The sequence below is a fragment of the Amycolatopsis cynarae genome (genome assembly GCF_026802195.1).
Classification (GTDB): domain Bacteria; phylum Actinomycetota; class Actinomycetes; order Mycobacteriales; family Pseudonocardiaceae; genus Amycolatopsis_E; species Amycolatopsis_E rhizosphaerae.
Genome location: NZ_CP113836.1, coordinates 194,875 through 213,455 on the forward strand (window position 1 = coordinate 194,875; position 18,581 = coordinate 213,455).

Here is an 18,581-nt window from a genome sequence, read left to right on the forward strand (position 1 = left end):
AACGCCAAACTCCGGCGCCAGTCCGGCTGCCCTGCTCATCCAGACCGAACGTGGAACTCAGGCCACCGAAAGGTGGGACACAAGCCCTTCACGGCTCACCCCAGTGCCTCTCCGGACAGAGCCCGGGGCTCAGCGGAGGTGGCGCAGCGCCCGGGCGGCGGCGTTCGCGCCGCACATGCCGTGTGCGCCGGGGCCGGGCGGGGTGGCGGCGGAGCACAGGTAGTGCCCGGGGATGCCGACGTCGTAGGGCCGCAGGGTGGTCCGCGGGCCGAACAGCAACTGCGGGATGTCCTTGGCGCCGGTCATGATGTTGCCGCCGACGTAGTTCGGGTTGTACTCGGCGAATCCCGGGGTGGTCCGGGTGGCGGTGCCGACGATCCGGTCCCGGAAGCCGGGGGCGAACCGCTCGATCTGCGCGATGATCGCCCCGGTCGCGTCCCCCGGGTAGCCGTTGGGCACGTGGGCGTAGGTCCACACCGGATGGACATCCCCCACCGAACGTCCGGGATCGGCCAGGTACTGCTGCCCGACCAGCACGAAGGGCCGCTGGGGCATCCGGCCTTCGTGGATCTCCCTTTCGGCCGCGGCGATTTCGGCGAACGTGCCGCCCAGGTGCACCGTCCCGGCCCGCCGGGCGGCCTCCGCCGTCCACGGCACCCCGCCCTCGACGGCGAAGTCCACTTTGAACGCACCCGGCCCGTACCGGAAGTTCCGGTACGCCTTGGCGATCCGCGCGGGAAGCCGGTCGCCGAGGATATCGGCGACGGCCGTGGGGCTGGTGTCCCACAGGGTCACGTCCGCGGGCGGAAGGTCCGAAAAGGACCGTACCGCCACTCCGGTCTCGATCTTGCCACCGAGGTCGAGCAGCAGTGCCGCCATGGCCTCGGTGATGCGTCGGGAGCCGCCTTCGGCGACCGCCCAGCCGTGCCGGTGCCCCGCGGTAAGGATGCCGAGCCCGATGCTGGCGCTCAGCGGACGGTTCAACGGGTGGAACGCGTGTGCCGCGACCCCGCCGAACAGGGCTCGTGCCTCCTCCGTCGAGAAGAGCTTCGCCAGCAGCGAGGCCGGGGCCAGCGCGGGAATCCCGAACCGGGCCAGCCGGACCGGGTGCCGCGGGACGCGCAGGAGCGGGCGGAGGATGTCCTCGCTGAAGTCGTCGTAGGCCGCCGACGGGCCCTCGAACAGCCGCCGCCACCACCCGCCGTCGGCGCCGAGACCGGCGGCGGTCTCGGCGACCGAACGGTGCAGCACCCCGGCCGTGCCGCCGTCGAGCGGATGCACGCAGTCGATCTCCGGGAGCCGCCAGCGCAGTCCGTAGCGGGCCAGGTCCAGACCGGCCAGGAACGCCGAGCCGACCGCCATGGGATGGATGGCCGAGCAGTGATCGTGCAGCAGCCCGGGCAGGATCGCCTCGCCCGACCGGGTGCCGCCGCCGACCTCGGCGGCGGCCTCCAGCACGGTGACCGCCACGCCCGCCCTGGCCAGGGCGACGGCCCCCGCGAGGCCGTTCGGACCGCCGCCCACCACGATCGCCTTGCTCATCGCGCCTAACCCACCATCCGTTCGTGCTTCGGCGCGGCCTGGTCCCTGGCCCAGGTCACGGTCAACGGGATCGGGCCGTTCGGCAGCCACGGCTGCTCGTTCACCGCGTCGGCCACGTTCCAGGTGCCGCGCTCGACGACACCGAGCGCGGCGTCGATCACCTGGTAGCGCTGGACCTTGCGGTGGATGGGCTGCGACTCGACCCACACCACGATCCATTCTCCCGGCGCGAAGCGGATCCGCGACTGCACCGCGTTGATCAGGCCGACGTCGTGCAGGTGCCCGTCGCCGAAGTTGAAGCCGATCAGCGAGTTGCAGCCGAACTCGGCCTCCCGCACGGTCCGGCGGTCCAGGTCGGGGATGTTCTTCAGCAGCACGGAGAACAGGCCGCGGCCCTGGCTGTGCATCGAGCGCCACGCGATGGTCTGCTGCATGGTGATCTCCGCGATCTCCGGCGGGTAGCCCATCGCCTGGAGCTGGTCGACCTGGTTCTTCGTCGGCCGGTGCTTCAGCGTGTTGAGCTTTTCCTCCGCCCCCGGCGCGAACACCCACAGCGCGGAGGCCCAGTTGCCCGCGTACTGCCGCATCGAGGGCAGGAACGACACCAGGTCCGGGCGCAGGTTGCCGAGGACCGGGAAGAACACCAGCGCCGCGACGATCCCGGCGGTCAGCCACGGCGAGGACATGTCGCCGACGCCGTAGCCCTGCCAGGCCGGGAAGCCGAGGAACAGGAAGACCGACAGGTAACCGAACAGGACGTTCCATTCCAGCGGCACGGCCAGCGGGAAGGTCGAGAAGATGAACAGGTGGAACACCACCATGAGCACCACGCCGGCCAGTGTGAGCCAGTGGTTGGTGGAGAACAGCAGCACCAGCGGCGTGACGATCTCCACGGTGGTGCCGCCGACGTGGGCCATGAAGGTGGCGACCTTCGACGGGCGGATGTCGCGCGGGAAGTCGCGGTAGTGCAGCCGCTTGATCCACTTCGCCGGGATGCACGGGCTGTTGGAGACCATCGGCGGGACGACGTTGGTGAAGTGCAGGCCGAACTTCGACACCCCGGCGCCGATCCACACCACGCACAGCAGCAGCTTCGCCGCGATGATCATGTCGACGAAGGGCAGCGCGGCGAAGAACACCAGCGCGGGCAGGTACTGCTCGCCGCGGGCGGCCAGGAAGACGATCTTGTCGCGCAGCCCGTTGAGCACGTACAGCGCGATCGGCGCGATCAGCAGCGCTGGGCGGACCAGGCCGGAGGTGTTGCCGGGCAACGCCTCGGTCAGCGAAGCGCTCCTCACCCCGGGCAGCACGATCGCGGCGAGCAGGCTTCCCAGGAACGCCAGGTAGAGCAGCACGTCGAAGCCGGTGCGGCGGTCACCCCTGGTGAACGGCACCCAGGTCCACGGCCGCAGCCGGATGGTGCCGGGGCGGGCCCAGAACAGGATCCCGCCGGTCATCGGCTTGAACTTGCCCGCGATCGGCCCCCACGATCCGGCAAGGCCGGCCGCCTCCAGGAACACCGTCCACAGCACCAGCTTCTGGTAGACGATCGGCTGGTTCCACCAGCCGGCCACCTCCCAGAACGGGGCGGTCCCCGAGGTCGAGGTGGCCAGTGCGGTCCCGGCCAGCACGTGCAGGAGCAGCACCTTGACCACGTAGATCGCGGGGATCATCTTCGGTGATCCGAAGCCGTACTCCACCCAGTGCAGTGAGAGTGCCTTCAGCCGTTCCCGGAGTGGTTTCTGGAGGAAGGTCGCCGGGTCGACCGGCGGGAAATTACCCGTTTTGAACCCCATTGTTCTCACCTTTCGTGCGGCGTTTTCCGGGCGTGCCGGGGTGCGCCCGGAATTCCTTCCGGGCGGAAAAGGGCGGATGCGGTTACGAGCGCACGGCGGCGCGCAGGCGGGGTTTGTCGATCTTCCCCACCGGGTTCTTCGGCAGCGCCGCGGTGACGAGCACATCGACCGGCACCTTGATCCGGGCCAGCGAGGCTCGGCAGTGGTCGATCAGTTCCCCGGTGGTGACGGCCGCGCCGGGCAGGAGCGCGACATGGGCGACCGGAACCTCGCCGAGCACGAGATCGGGCGCACCGACCACCGCGGCCTCCAGCACGGCCGGATGCGCGTGCAGGACGTTCTCGATCTCCTTGGGGTAGATGTTCTCCCCGCCGCGGATGATCATGTCCTTGATCCGGTCGACCAGGACGAGATAGCCGTCTTCGTCGAAACGCCCGACGTCACCGGTGTGCAGCCAGCCGTCGACGATCGTGCGCGCCGTCTCGTCCGGGAGGCCGAGGTAGCCGCGCATCACGTTGGGGCCCCGCACCACCACCTCACCGGCCGAACCGTCGTCGATCAGGTTGCCGTCGGGGTCCATCACGGCGACGGTCTGGCCGGGCAGCGGCAGCCCCACCGTGCCGGGCTTGCGCGGCCCCGAGGGCGGGTTGAGGGTGGACGCGCACGTGCCTTCGGAAAGGCCGTAACCCTCGACGATCGGGACCGCGAACCGGTTTTCGAACCGGGCGATGAGCTCGGCGGGCATCGGTGCGGCCCCGCAGATCACGCGGCGCAGCGACGAGGTGTCCGGCCGCACCTCGGACGGAAGCGACACCAGCATCGCGTAGATCGCCGGTACCGCCGAGAAGTAGGTCGGCCGGGCGCGCTCGACGATGTCGAAGAAGGTGGCCGGGCTGAACCGGCCCGCGATCGTGGCCCGCCCGCCCGCGAGCAGCGGCGACAGCACGCTGACCACGATCCCGTTGACGTGGAACAGCGGCAGGATCAGCAGGCTGTGCTCGTTCTCGTCCAGGGCCAGCCCGTCGATGATCATGCCGCACATGGCGGCGACGTTGGCGTGGTCGAGCATCACGCCCTTCGGGCGGCCCGTGGTGCCGCTCGTGTAGATGAGCAGGGCCAGCGCGTCCTCGCGCAGGGCGACCGGTTCGGTGTGTCCGGTGTCTTCACCGGCCGAGAGCGCGGTGACGTCGAGAGTGCCGATCGGGCGGCCGGGTTCCTCGGTGATCACCACCCGCGCCCCCGAGTCCTCGATCTGGTGCCGGGCCTCGACATCGGTCAACTGCGGGTTCACCGGGGTGACGGCCACGCCGAGGCGCCAGGCGGCGAACATCGTGACGAGAAGGTCCAGCCGGTTCGGCAGGACGACGGCGACCACGTCACCGGGGCCGATTCCATGCGCACCGAGAACGGCCGCCGCGATGCGGACGCGCCGCAGAAATGCGGCGTTGTCGAGTTCTTCGCGATCATCCGCGAGACAGCGGCCCGCCGGGTTTTTCCTTGCCCTGGCGTCCGGTAATTCGGCGATATGCGGCACTTTTCCTCACCGTTGAGTCTCGTCGTGACGAAAGTAACGAGAAAAACGATAGGCAGGGCGGGTGGGGGAAACCATGGGCCTGCATCCCAGGCCGGAACAGCGGTTTTGTGCCGCCGTCACAAAGCATGACGCAGGGTTGGCCGGGGTGCGGTCAGGGTCCCGCTTCCGGGTGAAGCGCGACCGGTCTGGCGCTCGGGTACTGTCCGGCCATGGACGTCAGCGTCGACGGAATCGTGCGGGAGGCCGCCCGGCGCATCCAGGCCGACCTCGACCGGCTCACCACGGAGATGACCTCGATGTTCGTCGACGTCATCCCGGAGTTCCGGCACGACGACGCGGTGCGGCGGCTGATGGTGGCGAGCACCTCGTCGAACCTGGGGGCCATCGCCGACGTGCTCGCGCTCAACATCTCCCTCGACGACATCACCGTCCCGCCGGCGGCGGCCGAGTACGCACGCCGCTTCGCCCAGCACGGCCTGTCGCTCGAAGCGCTCCTGCGGGCCTACCGCCTGGGGGAGCACAGGTTCCTGCAGCGGGCGCTCGCCGAACTGAGCGAACTCGACCTGAGCACGGGCGAAGCGCTCGCCGCGTCCAGCCGGATCGCGTTGCTCACCAACAGCTACATCGACCAGATCATCGAGGGCCTGATCGACATCTACGAGAACGAGCGGCAGCGATGGAACGCGCGTTCCGATGCCGCGCGCGGGGCGCAGGTCCGGGCGGTGCTCGACACCGAGGGGCTGGACCTGGCCTCGGCCGAGCAGATGCTGGGGACTTCGCTGCGGGGCTGGCACCTGGCGGCCGTCGTGTGGAGCGAAGCCGCAGTACCGGATGCCGCGCAGTTCGCCGCGGCGTCGGCGATGCTGGCCGAAGCCACCGGCAAGATCCCGGTGATGATCTCCGTGGACGAGCGGACGAGCTGGGCGTGGATCTCCTCCGCGGGCAGGCCCGCCCTCGACTCCGCGTGCCTCCGCCGCGGACTCGGTGAGCGCACCGCCCTGCGGATCGCGGTCGGCGACCCCTCGTCGGGGCTCGGCGGGTTCCGGCAGACCTTCCGGGACGCGCAGCGCGCCCAGCGGGTCGCGGTGACCGGTCGCGGCTCCCGCGACGTGCTCGTCCTGCACTCCGAGGTCGCACTGTCGAGCCTGCTGGCCGATCGCGCGGCCGAGGTCGGGGCGTGGGCCCGGCGGGTGCTCGGCGACCTCATGCGGGACGACGAGGCGATGACGCGCCTGCGGGAAACCGTGCAGGTCTTCCTCGACGCCCGCGGCAGTTTCACGGACGCGGCGGCACGCATGCACGTCCACAAGAACACGGTGCACTACCGGGTGCGCAAGGCCGAGGAGATCCTCGGCCATCCGCTCACCGAGAACCGGCTGCAGATCGAGGTGGCCCTGCTGGTCTGCGCCCAACTCGGCCTGAGCGTGCCCGCCGAGCCCTGACCGGGACCAGGGGCGAGCCGTGAAGGGTCCCTAATGGGGTGTGTTCGGGCTGGTTTGGCAGGCTCGGATGTGGTGGCTGCTGGTGGGTGAGCACTTGTGGGTTGAATGCGGGGCACTCTGCCCGGGCGGGGTTGGCGGAAGGTCGGCGTTGGCGTTCTTTCCGGTAAGGGGTCCCCTCACAGCCGTTACGACCGTGAGGGGACCCCTCACAGCAGTCCCTAGACGGGGCGGACGAGGATCTTGACGTTCTCCTCCTTGTTGTTGATCAGCTCGTCGAATCCCTTGTGGACGATGTCGTCGAGTGCGATGCGGCCGGTGATGAACTGGTACGGGTCGACCCTGCCGTCCGCGATCATCGCGATGGTGGCGGGGTGATCACCGCAGTAGGCGAGGCTGCCCAGCACGTTGACCTCACGGAACACCAGGTCGTTCATCGAAACCGTCGCGTCGTGGCCCCAGATCGCGACGTTGACGCAGGTGCCGCCCGCCCTGGTAGACAGGATCGCCGACCGCAGCACCGCGTCGATCCCGGCACATTCGAAGGTGACGTCGGCGCCGCGTCCCTTCGTCAGCTCCGCCACCGCCTCCGGAACATCCACAGTGGACGGATCGAGGACGTGCCCGGCCCCGGCCCCGCGTGCTTTTTCCTTGCGCACCTCGGCCGGTTCCACGACGATGACCTCCTCCACCCCGGCGGCGCGCAGTGCCGCGGTGGTGACCAGGCCGATCGGGCCCGCCCCGAACACGGTGGCGGTGTGCCCGGGGCGCGCCCCGGACAGCCGCACCGCGTGATAAGCCACCGCGAGGGGTTCGACCAGCGCGCCGACGTCGGTGCCCAGTTCCCCGAGCGGGTGGATCCAGCGCCGCTCGGCGACCACGAACCGGGAGAACCCGCCGCCCGCCCCGGACAGGCCGACGAAACCGAGTGACTGGCACACGTTGTAGCGGCCCTGCAGGCACGGGTCGCAACGCCCGCACACCAGGTACGGTTCGACCGCGACCCGTTCGCCGACCCGCAGATCGTCCACTCCCTCGCCGAGTTCGCTGACCACGCCGGCGAACTCGTGGCCGAGTGTGACGGGCACCGTCTCCCCGGTGAGCGGGTGCGGGCTGCCCTCCGGGGGCGCGAAGATCGGGCCTTCGAGGTATTCGTGCAGGTCGGTGCCGCAGATCCCGCACCATTCGACCTCCACCTTGACGGTGCCGGGGCGGGTCGCGGGTTCCGGGATGTCGTCGATCCGGATGTCGCCGGGGCCGTGGAAACGCGCTGCCTTCATGGTCGGGCTCCTCCCGGGCCGTGGTCAGGACTGGTGGTGGACTTCCTGCAGGCCGTACACGGGGGTCGGGATCCCCTCGTAACGAGCCTTGAGCTGCAGGGCCAGGTAGAGGGAGTAGTGCCGGGACTGGTGCAGGTTGCCGCCGTGGAACCACAGGCCGGGCTGCTGCGTGGGCTTCCACATGTTGCGCTGCTCGCCCTCCCACGGGCCGGGGTCCTTGGTGGTGCCCGAACCCAGGCCCCACACCTTGCCGACCCGGTCGGCCATCTCCTGCCCGGCCAGGTCCGCCACCCAGCCGTTCATCGAGCCGTACCCGGTGGCGTAGACGACCAGATCGGCCCGCAGTTCCGTGCCGTCGGTGAACACCACGCTGTCGCGGGTCAGGTGGTCGACCTGTCCCTGGGCGAGCTTGATCTTGCCGTCGGCGACGAGTTCCGCGGCGCCCACGTCGATGTAGTAGCCGGAGCCGCGGCGCAGGTACTTCATGAACAGCCCGGAGCCGTCGTCGCCCCAGTCGTGCCGGAACCCGGCCTTCTCCAGCCGGGCGTAGAAGTCGGCGTCGCGCTCGCGGATCCGGTCGTACACCGGGATCTGGAACTGGTGCATGATCCGGTACGGCAGCGAAGCGAAGACCATGTCCGCCTTGTCCGTGGTGATCCCGGAGCGCAGCGCGCGTTCGGAGTACAGATCGCCCAGTCCGATCTCCATCAGCGAGTCCGACTTGACCACGTGTGTGGAGGACCGCTGCACCATGGTGACGTCGGCGCCGTGTTCCCACAGGGCGGCGCAGATGTCGTGGGCGGAGTTGTTCGAGCCGATCACGACCGCCTTCTTGCCCGCGTAGGCGTCGGGGCCCGGGTGCTGCGACGAATGGTGCTGGTCGCCTTCGAACAGCTCCATGCCCGGGAATGACGGGATGTTCGGCTTGCCGGACATGCCGGTGGCGAAGACGAGCTGGTGCGGGGTGAGCACGACCTGTTCGCCGTCCCGGTCGACGGTGACGGTCCACCGCCTGGTCTCGTCGTCGTACACGGCGGAGGTGACCTCGGACCGGGTCCAGTACGGCACCTCCATCACCCGGGTGTACATCTCCAGCCAGTCGGCGATCTTGTCCTTGGGCGCGAAGACCGGCCAGTTCTCCGGGAAGGGCAGGTAGGGCAGGTGGTCGTACCAGACGGGGTCGTGCAGGCAGAGGCTCTTGTACCGCTTGCGCCAGGAGTCGCCGGGACGGTCGTTGCGCTCCACCACCAGCGCGGGCACGCCAAGCTGGCGCAGCCGGGCACCCAGCGCGATGCCGCCCTGCCCGCCGCCGATGACCACGACGTAGGGCTGCCGCTGGTAGCCCAGTTCGGTCTGCTCGCGCTCGCGTTCCTGCGCCCAGGACCGGCGCCCTTCGATCGCACCGTGGTAGACCCCCTTGGGTCGCCGGTCGCGTTGGGGCTCCTCGAAGCCCTTCAGTTCCCGCAGGCTGGTGAGCAGCGTCCACGCGCCCTCGTCGTTGAGGCGGAGGTGCCCCTTCGCCCGTCCGGTGGCCGTTTCGAACTCGATCCAGGCTTCGATGACGCCGTCGGCCTCGGTGGGGGGCTCGGTGGTGCGGAAACCGGAGGGATCGGTGCCGTCCAGGCAGGCGGAGAGCAGGTGTTCGACCCCTTCGCGCCCCTCGACGGTCTTGATGTTCCAGGTGAAGGAGACCAGGTCCCGCCAGTAGCTGTCGAGCGCGAACAGCCCCGCCGCGCGGGGGATGTCGCGGGCCGCGAGCGCGGCTTCGAACTCGGAAAGCCAGGCGTCGACCCTCGCCTGCGGGGAACCGGGGAGCGTCACCGGGTCCATCGTCTGTGTCATCGAAACTCCCTGCCGTCGGCATTGATGGCGTGTTGATGGCTCACTGATGACACTCCCCGCGCGGGCGGGAGTGAAAGGGTTGCAAGGAATTGCACGCCCGTCCGCGCCTGGCGGCCGGTGCGGGCGCGACCTATGCTCTGGCGTAACGCAAGGGTGCGGGAGGTGGGACTGGTGCGTGTTCACGGCGCTCTCCCTCCGGGGCGCTACCTGCCCGACTACGCGCGCGACCTGGTCCGGATGCACGACGCGGTCATCGCGGGCAGCCGTCCCGAGTTGCGTCCCCGTGACGTCGTCTCCCGCTCGTGGTCCCGCGTGCAGCGGCTCGGCCTCACCGCGGACGGCGTCAACGCGCGCGACTGCCTGCCCGAGGGCGAACTCGCGCGAAGGCGGCGGGAATCGCCGCTGCGGGACGTGATTTCGGAGCTGAAACAGGTGTTCGGGGCGGTGTCGGACGCTTCGCACACCCTGCTGGTGGTGACCGACGCCGACGGCGTGATCCTCTGGCGGGACGGGGCGGCCGCGGTCCGGCGCCGCGCCGACTCCCTCGGTTTCCTCGAGGGCGCCGAGTGGACCGAGGCGAAGGTGGGCACCAACGCGATCGGGACCGCGCTGGCCGAGGCCGCACCGGTCGAACTGCTCGCGGGCGAGCACTTCGAACAGGACCAGCACCCGTGGTATTGCACCGCTTCCCCGGTGCACGATCCGCGCACGGGGGAACTGCTGGGCGTGATCGACGTCAGCGGACCGGCCCTCACCCTGCACCCGGCGATCGGGGCGCTGGTCGAGTCGGGGCGGCGGCTGGCGGAATCGCAGCTGTGGCGCTGCCACCAGTTGCGGCTGGAGCGGTTGCGCCAGGCGGGGGAACCGCTACTGGCCGCGGTCTCCGGCCCGGCGCTGCTGGTGGACGACAACGGGTGGGTCGCGCACAGCAGCGGGGTCGCGGTCGGCGAGCGCGTCGCCGTGCCGGTCGCCGGGCAGGCCGTGGCGGTGCCCGGGCTCGGTGCCTGCCTGCCCGAACGGCTGCCCGGCGGGTGGCTGGTCCGGCCTTCGAGCCCGGGGCGGACGGTGCTGCTCGACCTCGACCTGTCCCGTACGCCGCTGCTGGGGATGCGCGCCGGTGACACCGGGTGGCGCCGCAGGCTCACCAAACGGCACGCCGAGATCCTCGTGCTCCTGCACACCGCCGGTCCGGCCGGGCTTTCCGCCGAAGCGCTCAGCCGGGCCCTGTTCGGGGACGCCGAGCACCTCGTCACCGTTCGCGCGGAGGTTTCGCGCCTTCGCCGCCTGCTCGGCGCCTTCGTGGACACCCAGCCGTACCGCCTCGCCGAGGGGGTGCGGATGATGGTCCACCCCGGACCGGAGTCCGCGAGCTGATCTATCCTTTTTGGACGATCGCTAGGCCGAACGGTCCCGGTGACACCTCCGTTTGGAGCAGCCTTGCGGGGAGGGGCGCCGCGGCGGACCGTTGTGCGGTAGAACACGTGCCATGGCTCCTCAGGAAGACGCCGCCCCGCCCGCCCCGGAGGGAGTGGACGTCGACAAGCCGTCCGCCGCCCGCATCTACGACTGGTTCCTCGGCGGCACGCACAACTACGCCGTGGACCGCGAGTTCGGCAAGAAGGTGCTGGCGGGCTTCCCGATCGTCCGCCCGATCGCCCGGTCGAACCGCGCCTGGATGAACCGCGTCGTCCGCGCCGCCGTCGACGCCGGGCTGCGGCAGTTCCTCGACCTGGGGTCCGGAGTGCCCACCGTGGGCAACGTGCACGAGGTCGTGCGGGAGGCGCTGCCCGAGGGGGAGCAGGCGACGGTGGTCTACGTCGACTACGAGGAGGTCGCCGCCGCGCACGCCCGCATCACCCTGGACCAGCAGGAGGTCACCGACTGGGTGAGCTTCGTCCAGGGCGATCTGCGCGAACCCGAGCGCATCCTCAGCGATCCGGAGACCAAGCGGCTGATCGACCCCTCTCGGCCGGTGTGCGTGCTGCTGGTCGCGGCACTGCACTTCCTCGGCCCCGACGACGCGCCCGTCGATCTGGTCGCGCGCTACCGCGAAAAGCTCGTGCCCGGCAGCTGGCTCGCCATCTCCCACGTGACGATGGACGACATCCCCACCGAAGAGGTGTCCGGCGCGCTGAAGGTCGTCGAGGCGTACAAGAGCACCAGTAACCCGTACTGGGTGCGGACCCGTGACGAGATCGGGGAGTTCTTCGGGGACTGGCGCCTCATCGAGCCTGGACTGGTCCACCTGCCCGACTGGCGCCCCGACGCGACCCAGGAGCTCGCGGCGGACGACGACGAGGCGCGGCCCTACGTCTGGGGAGGCATCGCCGAGCGGCCAGCGCCCGCGCGACTTCGCCGGACCCGCTGAGATATCGATCTTGGTGACCTTGGCGAAAGAGGTGTCACATAACCGGCGTTGTTGCCATACTGGTTCCCGGCACCGAGTTTGTCCGGACTCGTGCGAAGGGGGACTGGGTGGACGAGTACCGCTTGCAGGACAAGGCCGACGCGAGGCGGCTGCTTCGCGAGCTGCATGCCAAGGAGCCGCATCACTCGGGGCCCGTGGAGAGGGCCAGGGACATCGCGAGGCCCACCGGCGCGGGCTCGGCCGAACTGGTGGGCGAGGACGGCGGCCGCATCGAACTCGACCCGGGGGAGATCGCCGCCGCGGAGGCGGAACTCGGCAGGCGGTACGACGAGCTGGCCGGGTTGCTCGAGCGGGCAAGGGAACTCGAAGCGCCGCTCCAGGACGGGAGCGGCCCGGTCTCGGTGCACCTGCGGCAGGCCTTCCACCTGCGGGGTTCGGCCGAGTTCGGGGTGCAGGCGACCCTCCGGGACTACCTGGACGAGCTCTCCGCGCTGCGGGACGCGATCCGGCAGGCGGCCGCCGGTCATGAGCAGAACGACGCCGAGGCGAGGGCCGCGCTCGGCGCGCTCCGCGCCGAGAACGACAGATGAGGCAGCCGGATGGGTTCTGAGTATCTGCCGTACAACACGCATCGCAAGCACCGGTACTACTCGGAGGATCATCCGCCGACGGCGAGCCAGCGGCGGCGCCTCCGGCGGCTGCGCCAGATCCGCGCGGCGAACCAGCGTGACGCGGCCTTCGGAAAGATCAACTGGGCGGCCTACGAGCACCGGCAGCTCTGGGACATGATCAACACCGCGGACCCGGCCGCGATGGGCGGGGCCGCCCACCGCTGGGCCCAGCTCGCCCTCGAAGTGGACTCGGCCACCGCCGAGGTCCACAAGACCGTGCAGAAACTGCTGCTGTCCTGGCGCGGCGGGTCGGCCGTGCGGGCGGCGGAATCCGCGTCGAACCTCACCGCATGGGCCGCCGACGCCAGTTCGTCCATCCGGCAGGTCGGCGAAGGGCTCGACACCTACACGAGCGCGGTCGTCGAGGCGCGGCATCAGATGCCCGAACCGGTGTACTACTCGGCGGAGCGCCAGTTCCGCGAAGGCTACGACGTGAACGCGAGCGGCCCCGACGCCGCGCTCCTCGCCGACCAGCTGCTCGACGATCACCTGCCCACGAAACGGGAGGCGACCAAGGCCAAGGCCGAGGCCGTCCGGGTGATGGAGCGGTACGAGTCGGCCAGCAAGGGCGTGCACGACACGCTGCCCGCGTTCCGGGACGCACCCGACGTGGTGGCCGGGGGGCCGGGCGGCGCGGGGGGCTCCGGGGGAGGCGGCGCCGGAGGCCGCGGCACGGCGGCCGCGGACGGCACGGTCGCGTCCTCGGTCCCCGGTGGACCCGGGGCGGGGATGCCGGGGATGTCGGGGATGTCTTCGGGGTTCGGGTCCGGCTCGATGGGCGGCGCGGGCATGTCCGGACCGGGCACGTTCGGCGGCACCGGAACCGGCACCGGGAACCTGACCGCCAGCGGTTACGGCACGACCGGTGTGGCCGGTGGGACAGCCGGCGGCGCGGCCGCGGCGGCCGGGTTGACGGGCACGAGGGGTGCCAGCCCGATGGGCATGGCCCCGATGGGCGCCGGGGGCGCCAGGCCGGGCGAGGGCGAGGGCGAACACCGCAACCGCTACACCGAAGGGCTCGGTCTCGACTTCCTCGACGACGTACCGCCGGCCTATCCGCCGGTGTTCGGCGAATGAAGGAGGAACCGTGGCCTGGCGCGTGAGCACGCTCGACGGAGTGGTGCTCTCCCATCTGGAATTCGACCTGCTGTGGGAGGAGCTCGAGCTCGGCGACCACCCTTACCCGCTGGACGTCCGCTCGCACGGGTTCACCATGGACGAGCGCGACGAACTCGGCGGGCAGGTGTTCGAAACGCTCACGCAGGCCGGGTTGATCGACGGCGAGGACCTCGATCCCGGACTGGAGGAGCGGCTGAAACTGCTTGCCACGCCCAGGTTTTCGGTCGACGCGCTGCTGATCGGCGAGGTGCCGTTGCGCGTGCTGGCCGCCGCGGGCCCGCGGGACGCGGTGCTGGCCGTGCTCGACCACGCCGAACTGGCCCTGCGCCCGTTCCCGCCGGACCAGCTGATCGGCACGGTGGCCGAGGTGGCGGGCGATCTTCCGGCGGGCCCCGGCGGGTCGGTGCGGCTGCCCCGGCAGGTGTTCTCCGAGGCGATGAACGCCTTCGCCGCCAGGGGGCATTCGGGGTTCGAATGGACGCTGTCGCAGGCCGGTGTCAGCGGCCGGGCGACGCGGGCGCTGTCCACGCTGGCGGAATCGCCCCGCACCTGTTCCGGTCAGCTCGCGGCCAACGGGCCCCGCGGCCGGTCTCCGGTCCTGACCCTGCTCGACACCGAAGCGGGCCGCTACGGGCTGACTGTGGACGGCAGGGCGGGCACCCAGTGGGTCACGGTCACCCCGGCCGACACGAACTGGCTGGTCAACCGGCTGGCCGAGTCGATCGACCAGGTCCGCTAGGACCTGTTTGGAAGTGGTTTGCGTGGCGGTGCGGGTGGCGGAACCTCAGGCGGTCCCTGAGAACCCGCGGCGGTGCCGGTTGGCGGCCCACAGCAAGCGGCTCCGCCGCTTCGAAGCACGCACCAGCCGTGCCGGGTCCCCTCCTGGCATGTCCAAAAAGGACCCGTCCACCCCGGCCGCGGCAATTTCCCGGTTTCGCCCTCGTGGCCCGCGATGTACCGCTATCGTCAGGCCTTGTGACAGCGGGGCAGCCGATGGGTTGGGGACCACCGCACCGCCCCCCAGGGAAGGTCGATTCTCTACGAAGGTGGCTGTATGAGCACCCTGACAGCGGAGCAGATCGCGCAGCACGCCTACCAGGCCGGCTTCCGCGGTGATGCACTGACCACCGCCGTGGCCGTGGCGCTCGCCGAGTCCGGCGGGAACGCGCGCGCACACAACGGCACACCGCCGGACAACTCCTACGGGTTGTGGCAGATCAACATGCTGGGGTCGATGGGGCCTGCCCGCAGGCACCAGTTCCACCTCGACTCGAACAACGAACTGTTCAACCCGGACGAGAACGCCAAGGCGGCCTACGCCATTTCCAACCACGGCAAGTCCTTCGGGCCGTGGTCCACCTACACCAACGGTGCGTACCGCAAGCACCTGGCCGAGGCGCGCAAGGCGGCGCAAGACGTCTCCGAGCACCACGGCAAGGGGGGCGGCGGAGGCGGCGGTGGCGGTGGCGGCGGGCACCACCCGGTCAAGAAACCGCACCACGGCAAGGAAGGCGGGCACGGCAAGGGGGGCCGTGACGGCTACTCCGCCGACCCCGAGCAGTTCCACGCCTACACCAAGAAGGCGGACCACATCGCCGCGGAACTGCGTGCGGTCGGCTCGCGCACCGTGCACGCGGTGACCGGGATCGCCAAGGACAGTTTCGGGCAGGTCGGCAGGGAAACCGGATTCTCCGACGCGCTCGGCGACTTCAGCCGCTCGCTGGAGAAGCAGGTCAAGGCCACCGGGCAGCGTGCCCAGGACCTCGGGGAAATGACCACCAAGGCCGCGCAGAGCTACCGGGGACACGAGGACGCGGCGATCCAGGAACTCAAGAGCGCCGACATCTCGGGCGTACTGGGATAGGCAGGAAAGTAGATGGACACCGCAACCATCGCCACGCTTTTCGCGGGCGAACTGAAGACGCACCAGGGCAAGCTCGAGGGCAAGGCGGGCGAGGCGCAGGCCGCGCAGACCGCGCTCGAATCGGCGGCCAGGACGATCATGGAGCAGCACGACGCGCAGCGGAAGGCCGCGCACTCGCTGCTGACGCACTGGGAGAGCAAGGCCGCTTCCGGCTTCGACGGGAAGTCCACGAAGCTCGGGGACGACCTGACCGTCACGGCGGAGGCGAGCGCGCGAGCCGCCAAGATCGTCTCGGAGGTCACCGAGGCACTGGCCGCCCGGCACGGCGCGACCGGCGCCCTCGTCGACGAGTTCGTCCGCCGGGCCGAGTCGCTGCTCAAGGCCGGGTACGCCCTCGCCGGGGCCGCCGTACCGGGTGCCCTGCTCAAGGCGCTGGGCGAGGTCACCGACCTGGCGGGCCGCTACCTCAAGGAATCCTCCGGGCACCTCAAGGACGCCCGCGGCGAGATGGAGGACGCGGCGCGCAAACTGCGGGCACTGGAGAAGGACCTGAACTCCGACGGTGTCGCCGATCCGGGGCAGGCGCACCACAAGCCGGTGCACCCGGGCAAGGGCCACGAGAAGGAGCCCCACAAGGGCCACGGCAAGGAGCCGCACAAGGGCCACGGCAAGGAGCCCAGCAAGACGGATCCGAGCCATTCGGCGAAGGTCGACAAGATCCTTGCCGACGCCCGCTCGAACCTCGGCTACCACGAGGGTCCGAACAACCGGAACAAGTGGGGCCCGACCGGGCAGCCCTGGTGCTCCTACTTCGCCACCTCGATGTGGCGCGACGCCGGTGTGGACATCCCGAAGTACGGGTTCACCGGCGACGTCTACAAGTGGGGCGAGCGGCACCACCTCGCCTACGACCGGCAGGACCTGGCCAAGCAGGCCCGTCCTGGTGACACGATCCTGTTCGGCACCGGGCCGAGCTGGAGTGGCAGCGAGCACATCGGGATCATCGAAAAGGTCGAGGGCAACAAGATCACCACGATCGAGGGCAACTCGAACGACCAGGTGATGCGCCACACCTACACGCTGCCTCGGGACGCGCATCGGTTCTACGGAGGGGTGCACCCGCAATGACGATCACCGGAAGCGCGCGGCGCGACGGTATTTCCGTGGAGGTCGCCCCGGGGGGTGCGCTGCGCGGGCTCGAACTCACCCCGGACGCGCTCCGCGGTGGCGGTCCCCGCCTGGCCCGTTCGATCCTGGCACTGGCGCGTGAGGCCGCTGCGCAGGCGAACGAACGCGCCAAGCACGTCATGGCCGAGGAGCTCGGCGGGCTCGGCAAGGACGATCTCGCCGCACTGGGCCTGAACCAGGAAGCGTCGTTGACCGAGGCCGCGGAGGCCACCACGCCGGACCGGTGGAGGGTCTGATGGACACCGACGAACGCACGATCGACGAGCTGATCGAGATCGCCGATGAGATCCCGGACCGCCTTGGCCTGTCGGCGGGGATGGCCGAACTGCGCGGGACGGCGCGGGGCGAGGGAATCTCGGTGGCGGTGGACGTGCAGGGCATGCTGGTCGACCTGGAGATCGGTGACGAGGCTCTCGCGCTGGGCCCGGAGCGGTTGGCGGCGGAGATTTCGCGGCTGAGCACGGAAGCGGGCACCAAGGTGCTGCGGGAGGGTCTGCGCGCGGTGAAGGCCGGTTGCGTGCCCGCCATCGCCGAGGCGGTCGAGGCGTTCCTCGACATCGAGGAGGAACCCGAAGGGTCCACAGTGGAGGAACCGGTGAAGTCCACAGTGGAAGAACCGGCGCCCGCGCCCCGGCGGGCAAGGCCCGCCGCGGACGACCAGGACGAGGAGGAGGGTTTCGTCCTCCGCCGCGTCTGAACCGACCGAGGATCAGCCGCTCGACCGGGCCGCGCCGAAGGTAGGGTTCCCCGGAGTCCGTCGTGGGTGCGGACAACCCGCCGAGGAGTGAGCCCGGTTGAGCGCTGATCTTGGTACCGGTCCGGCCGGCCCCGTGTTCCGGCCCGTGGTGGGCCGTCCGGGGACGGAGGACCCGCTCGTCGCCTCGCTGGTGGAGGCCTCGGCCCGCACCACGAAGACCGGCCTGCCGAAGGCCACGGTGCTTCTGGCGGTCATCGTGCTGGCCGCTTCCCTGAAAGCCAGGTCCACCCTGTTGCCGCTCTACGCGGTCGCGGTGACGCTTGTCGCGCTGATGTTCTTCGCTCTCGCCTACTCCTCCTGGCGAGTTCCCCCCGAGGCGCGACGGCGACTGGTGCGGGAACCGATGCGCGAGGTGGTCCTGGGCGGCGACGATCTGCTCGAGACGCGGCGGTCGGTGTACGTCCGGCTTGCCCCCGACAGCTGGCACCGGATACGTCTGGGTTCGGTGGTCCGGGACTTCCTCGCGCGGGAACGGCGCGTGTTCGTGCTGGGCCCGGACGAATCCGGACGGGCGCTGGTCTTCCTTCCCGGCTCGCCGGTCGCGGGGCTGGCGAAGACCCGGCGGGAACCTCCGCGCGAGGCGAAGCCGGTGCCGGGGCTGCCGTGGCAGCCCGGGGCCCCCAAGGACGACCCGGTGCTGCGGGCCCTGGTTCGCTACCAGCGGCGTCTTCTCCTGGCGGTCGCCGCGTTCCTGATGCTCGTCGCGGTCTGGGTCGCGCTGTACCTGCCCTCGCAGCTCACGCGGCTCGGCGACGATGCCGGCCTCACCGGCATGTTCCTGCTCGTGTACGCCGCGGTGCTGGTCTACCTGGCGGGCAAGCTCCTGGTACGGCGGTCACGGGTCGGCAAGGCGGCTCATGCGCTCGACTGGACACCGCTGCGCGTCACGTTGGACTACGAGCCACCCCGGGACAAACGGGCGCTCACCATTCCCGGCCGGGTGTGGGCACCCGACGGAACCCAGACTCCGGTACAGCTGCTCAACGTCACGATCAACCTCGCGATGGCCGCCTACCTGTCCGGGCAGCTGTGGGTCATCGGTGCTCCCGAGAAGGGCAGCCTCCTGATCGGACTGCCCGGTTATCCGACGCTCGGCTCGGCCAGGCTCGGCCTGCCGCGCTGAGTCCCGATATCGGACAAAGGGAAGGTAAAGTGCGCTCGGCCCCGCCGTGGTGCGCGGG

At 70.4% G+C, this 18,581-nt stretch carries 16 protein-coding genes; 11 read left to right on the forward strand and 5 right to left on the reverse strand.

The window, feature by feature from the left end; genetic code table 11:
- Nucleotides 1-129: 129 nt before the first annotated feature.
- The 3 genes from ORV05_RS01025 to ORV05_RS01035 form a co-directional block, all read right to left on the reverse strand.
- Complete coding sequence (locus ORV05_RS01025; RefSeq protein WP_268756569.1) at nucleotides 130-1,542, reverse strand: phytoene desaturase family protein; 1,413 nt, start codon at nucleotides 1,540-1,542, stop codon at nucleotides 130-132.
- A 5-nt stretch (nucleotides 1,543-1,547) separates the two neighbouring features.
- Entirely contained in the window at nucleotides 1,548-3,338 is a 1,791-nt protein-coding gene (locus ORV05_RS01030) for a DUF3556 domain-containing protein (protein ID WP_268756570.1), read from the reverse strand.
- Between the two features lie 82 nt (nucleotides 3,339-3,420).
- Nucleotides 3,421-4,872, reverse strand: a complete 1,452-nt coding sequence (locus ORV05_RS01035) for a class I adenylate-forming enzyme family protein (RefSeq protein WP_268756571.1) — start codon at nucleotides 4,870-4,872, stop codon at nucleotides 3,421-3,423.
- Nucleotides 4,873-5,081: 209 nt separating this feature from the next.
- Here ORV05_RS01035 and ORV05_RS01040 point away from each other — a divergent pair, with 209 nt between their 5' ends.
- Nucleotides 5,082-6,314 carry a PucR family transcriptional regulator gene (locus tag ORV05_RS01040; RefSeq protein ID WP_268756573.1) on the forward strand — a complete coding sequence of 411 codons (1,233 nt, stop codon included), beginning with the start codon at nucleotides 5,082-5,084 and terminating at the stop codon, nucleotides 6,312-6,314.
- A 218-nt stretch (nucleotides 6,315-6,532) separates the two neighbouring features.
- Here the strand turns inward: ORV05_RS01040 and ORV05_RS01045 are convergent, their stop codons facing one another.
- Together ORV05_RS01045 and ORV05_RS01050 are read right to left on the reverse strand one after the other, a co-directional pair.
- Entirely contained in the window at nucleotides 6,533-7,591 is a 1,059-nt protein-coding gene (locus ORV05_RS01045; RefSeq protein WP_268756574.1) for a 2,3-butanediol dehydrogenase, read from the reverse strand.
- Between the two features lie 24 nt (nucleotides 7,592-7,615).
- Nucleotides 7,616-9,433, reverse strand: coding sequence for a flavin-containing monooxygenase (locus ORV05_RS01050; protein ID WP_268756575.1), 1,818 nt, complete (start codon nucleotides 9,431-9,433; stop codon nucleotides 7,616-7,618).
- A 171-nt stretch (nucleotides 9,434-9,604) separates the two neighbouring features.
- Here ORV05_RS01050 and ORV05_RS01055 point away from each other — a divergent pair, with 171 nt between their 5' ends.
- The 10 genes from ORV05_RS01055 (at nucleotide 9,605) to ORV05_RS01100 (ending at nucleotide 18,523) form a co-directional block, all read left to right on the forward strand.
- Complete coding sequence (locus ORV05_RS01055; protein WP_268756576.1) at nucleotides 9,605-10,807, forward strand: sigma-54-dependent transcriptional regulator family protein; 1,203 nt, start codon at nucleotides 9,605-9,607, stop codon at nucleotides 10,805-10,807.
- Between the two features lie 112 nt (nucleotides 10,808-10,919).
- On the forward strand, nucleotides 10,920-11,801 hold the full coding sequence (locus ORV05_RS01060; RefSeq protein ID WP_268756577.1) for an SAM-dependent methyltransferase: 882 nt from the start codon (nucleotides 10,920-10,922) through the stop codon (nucleotides 11,799-11,801).
- Between the two features lie 107 nt (nucleotides 11,802-11,908).
- Nucleotides 11,909-12,391: a hypothetical protein gene (locus ORV05_RS01065; protein ID WP_268756578.1), complete on the forward strand. Its 483-nt coding sequence runs from the start codon at nucleotides 11,909-11,911 to the stop codon at nucleotides 12,389-12,391.
- A gap of 9 nt (nucleotides 12,392-12,400) precedes the next feature.
- On the forward strand, nucleotides 12,401-13,549 hold the full coding sequence (locus ORV05_RS01070) for a WXG100 family type VII secretion target (protein ID WP_268756579.1): 1,149 nt from the start codon (nucleotides 12,401-12,403) through the stop codon (nucleotides 13,547-13,549).
- Between the two features lie 10 nt (nucleotides 13,550-13,559).
- Nucleotides 13,560-14,330, forward strand: coding sequence for an ESX secretion-associated protein EspG (locus tag ORV05_RS01075; RefSeq protein WP_268756580.1), 771 nt, complete (start codon nucleotides 13,560-13,562; stop codon nucleotides 14,328-14,330).
- Nucleotides 14,331-14,645: 315 nt separating this feature from the next.
- Nucleotides 14,646-15,455: a transglycosylase SLT domain-containing protein gene (locus ORV05_RS01080; RefSeq protein ID WP_268756581.1), complete on the forward strand. Its 810-nt coding sequence runs from the start codon at nucleotides 14,646-14,648 to the stop codon at nucleotides 15,453-15,455.
- Nucleotides 15,456-15,467: 12 nt separating this feature from the next.
- Entirely contained in the window at nucleotides 15,468-16,583 is a 1,116-nt protein-coding gene (locus tag ORV05_RS01085; RefSeq protein ID WP_268756582.1) for a CHAP domain-containing protein, read from the forward strand.
- Nucleotides 16,580-16,879 carry a YbaB/EbfC family nucleoid-associated protein gene (locus ORV05_RS01090; protein ID WP_268756583.1) on the forward strand — a complete coding sequence of 100 codons (300 nt, stop codon included), beginning with the start codon at nucleotides 16,580-16,582 and terminating at the stop codon, nucleotides 16,877-16,879. Before ORV05_RS01085 ends, ORV05_RS01090 begins: the two co-directional genes overlap by 4 nt.
- Nucleotides 16,879-17,340 (forward strand): hypothetical protein, encoded by a 462-nt coding sequence (locus ORV05_RS01095; RefSeq protein WP_268756584.1) that lies wholly within the window; start codon nucleotides 16,879-16,881, stop codon nucleotides 17,338-17,340. The genes ORV05_RS01090 and ORV05_RS01095 overlap by 1 nt, the downstream gene beginning before the upstream one ends.
- Nucleotides 17,341-17,437: 97 nt before the next feature.
- A complete protein-coding gene (locus ORV05_RS01100) occupies nucleotides 17,438-18,523 on the forward strand; it encodes a hypothetical protein (RefSeq protein WP_268756585.1) in 1,086 nt (361 codons plus the stop codon).
- The last annotated feature ends 58 nt before the right edge of the window (nucleotides 18,524-18,581 follow it).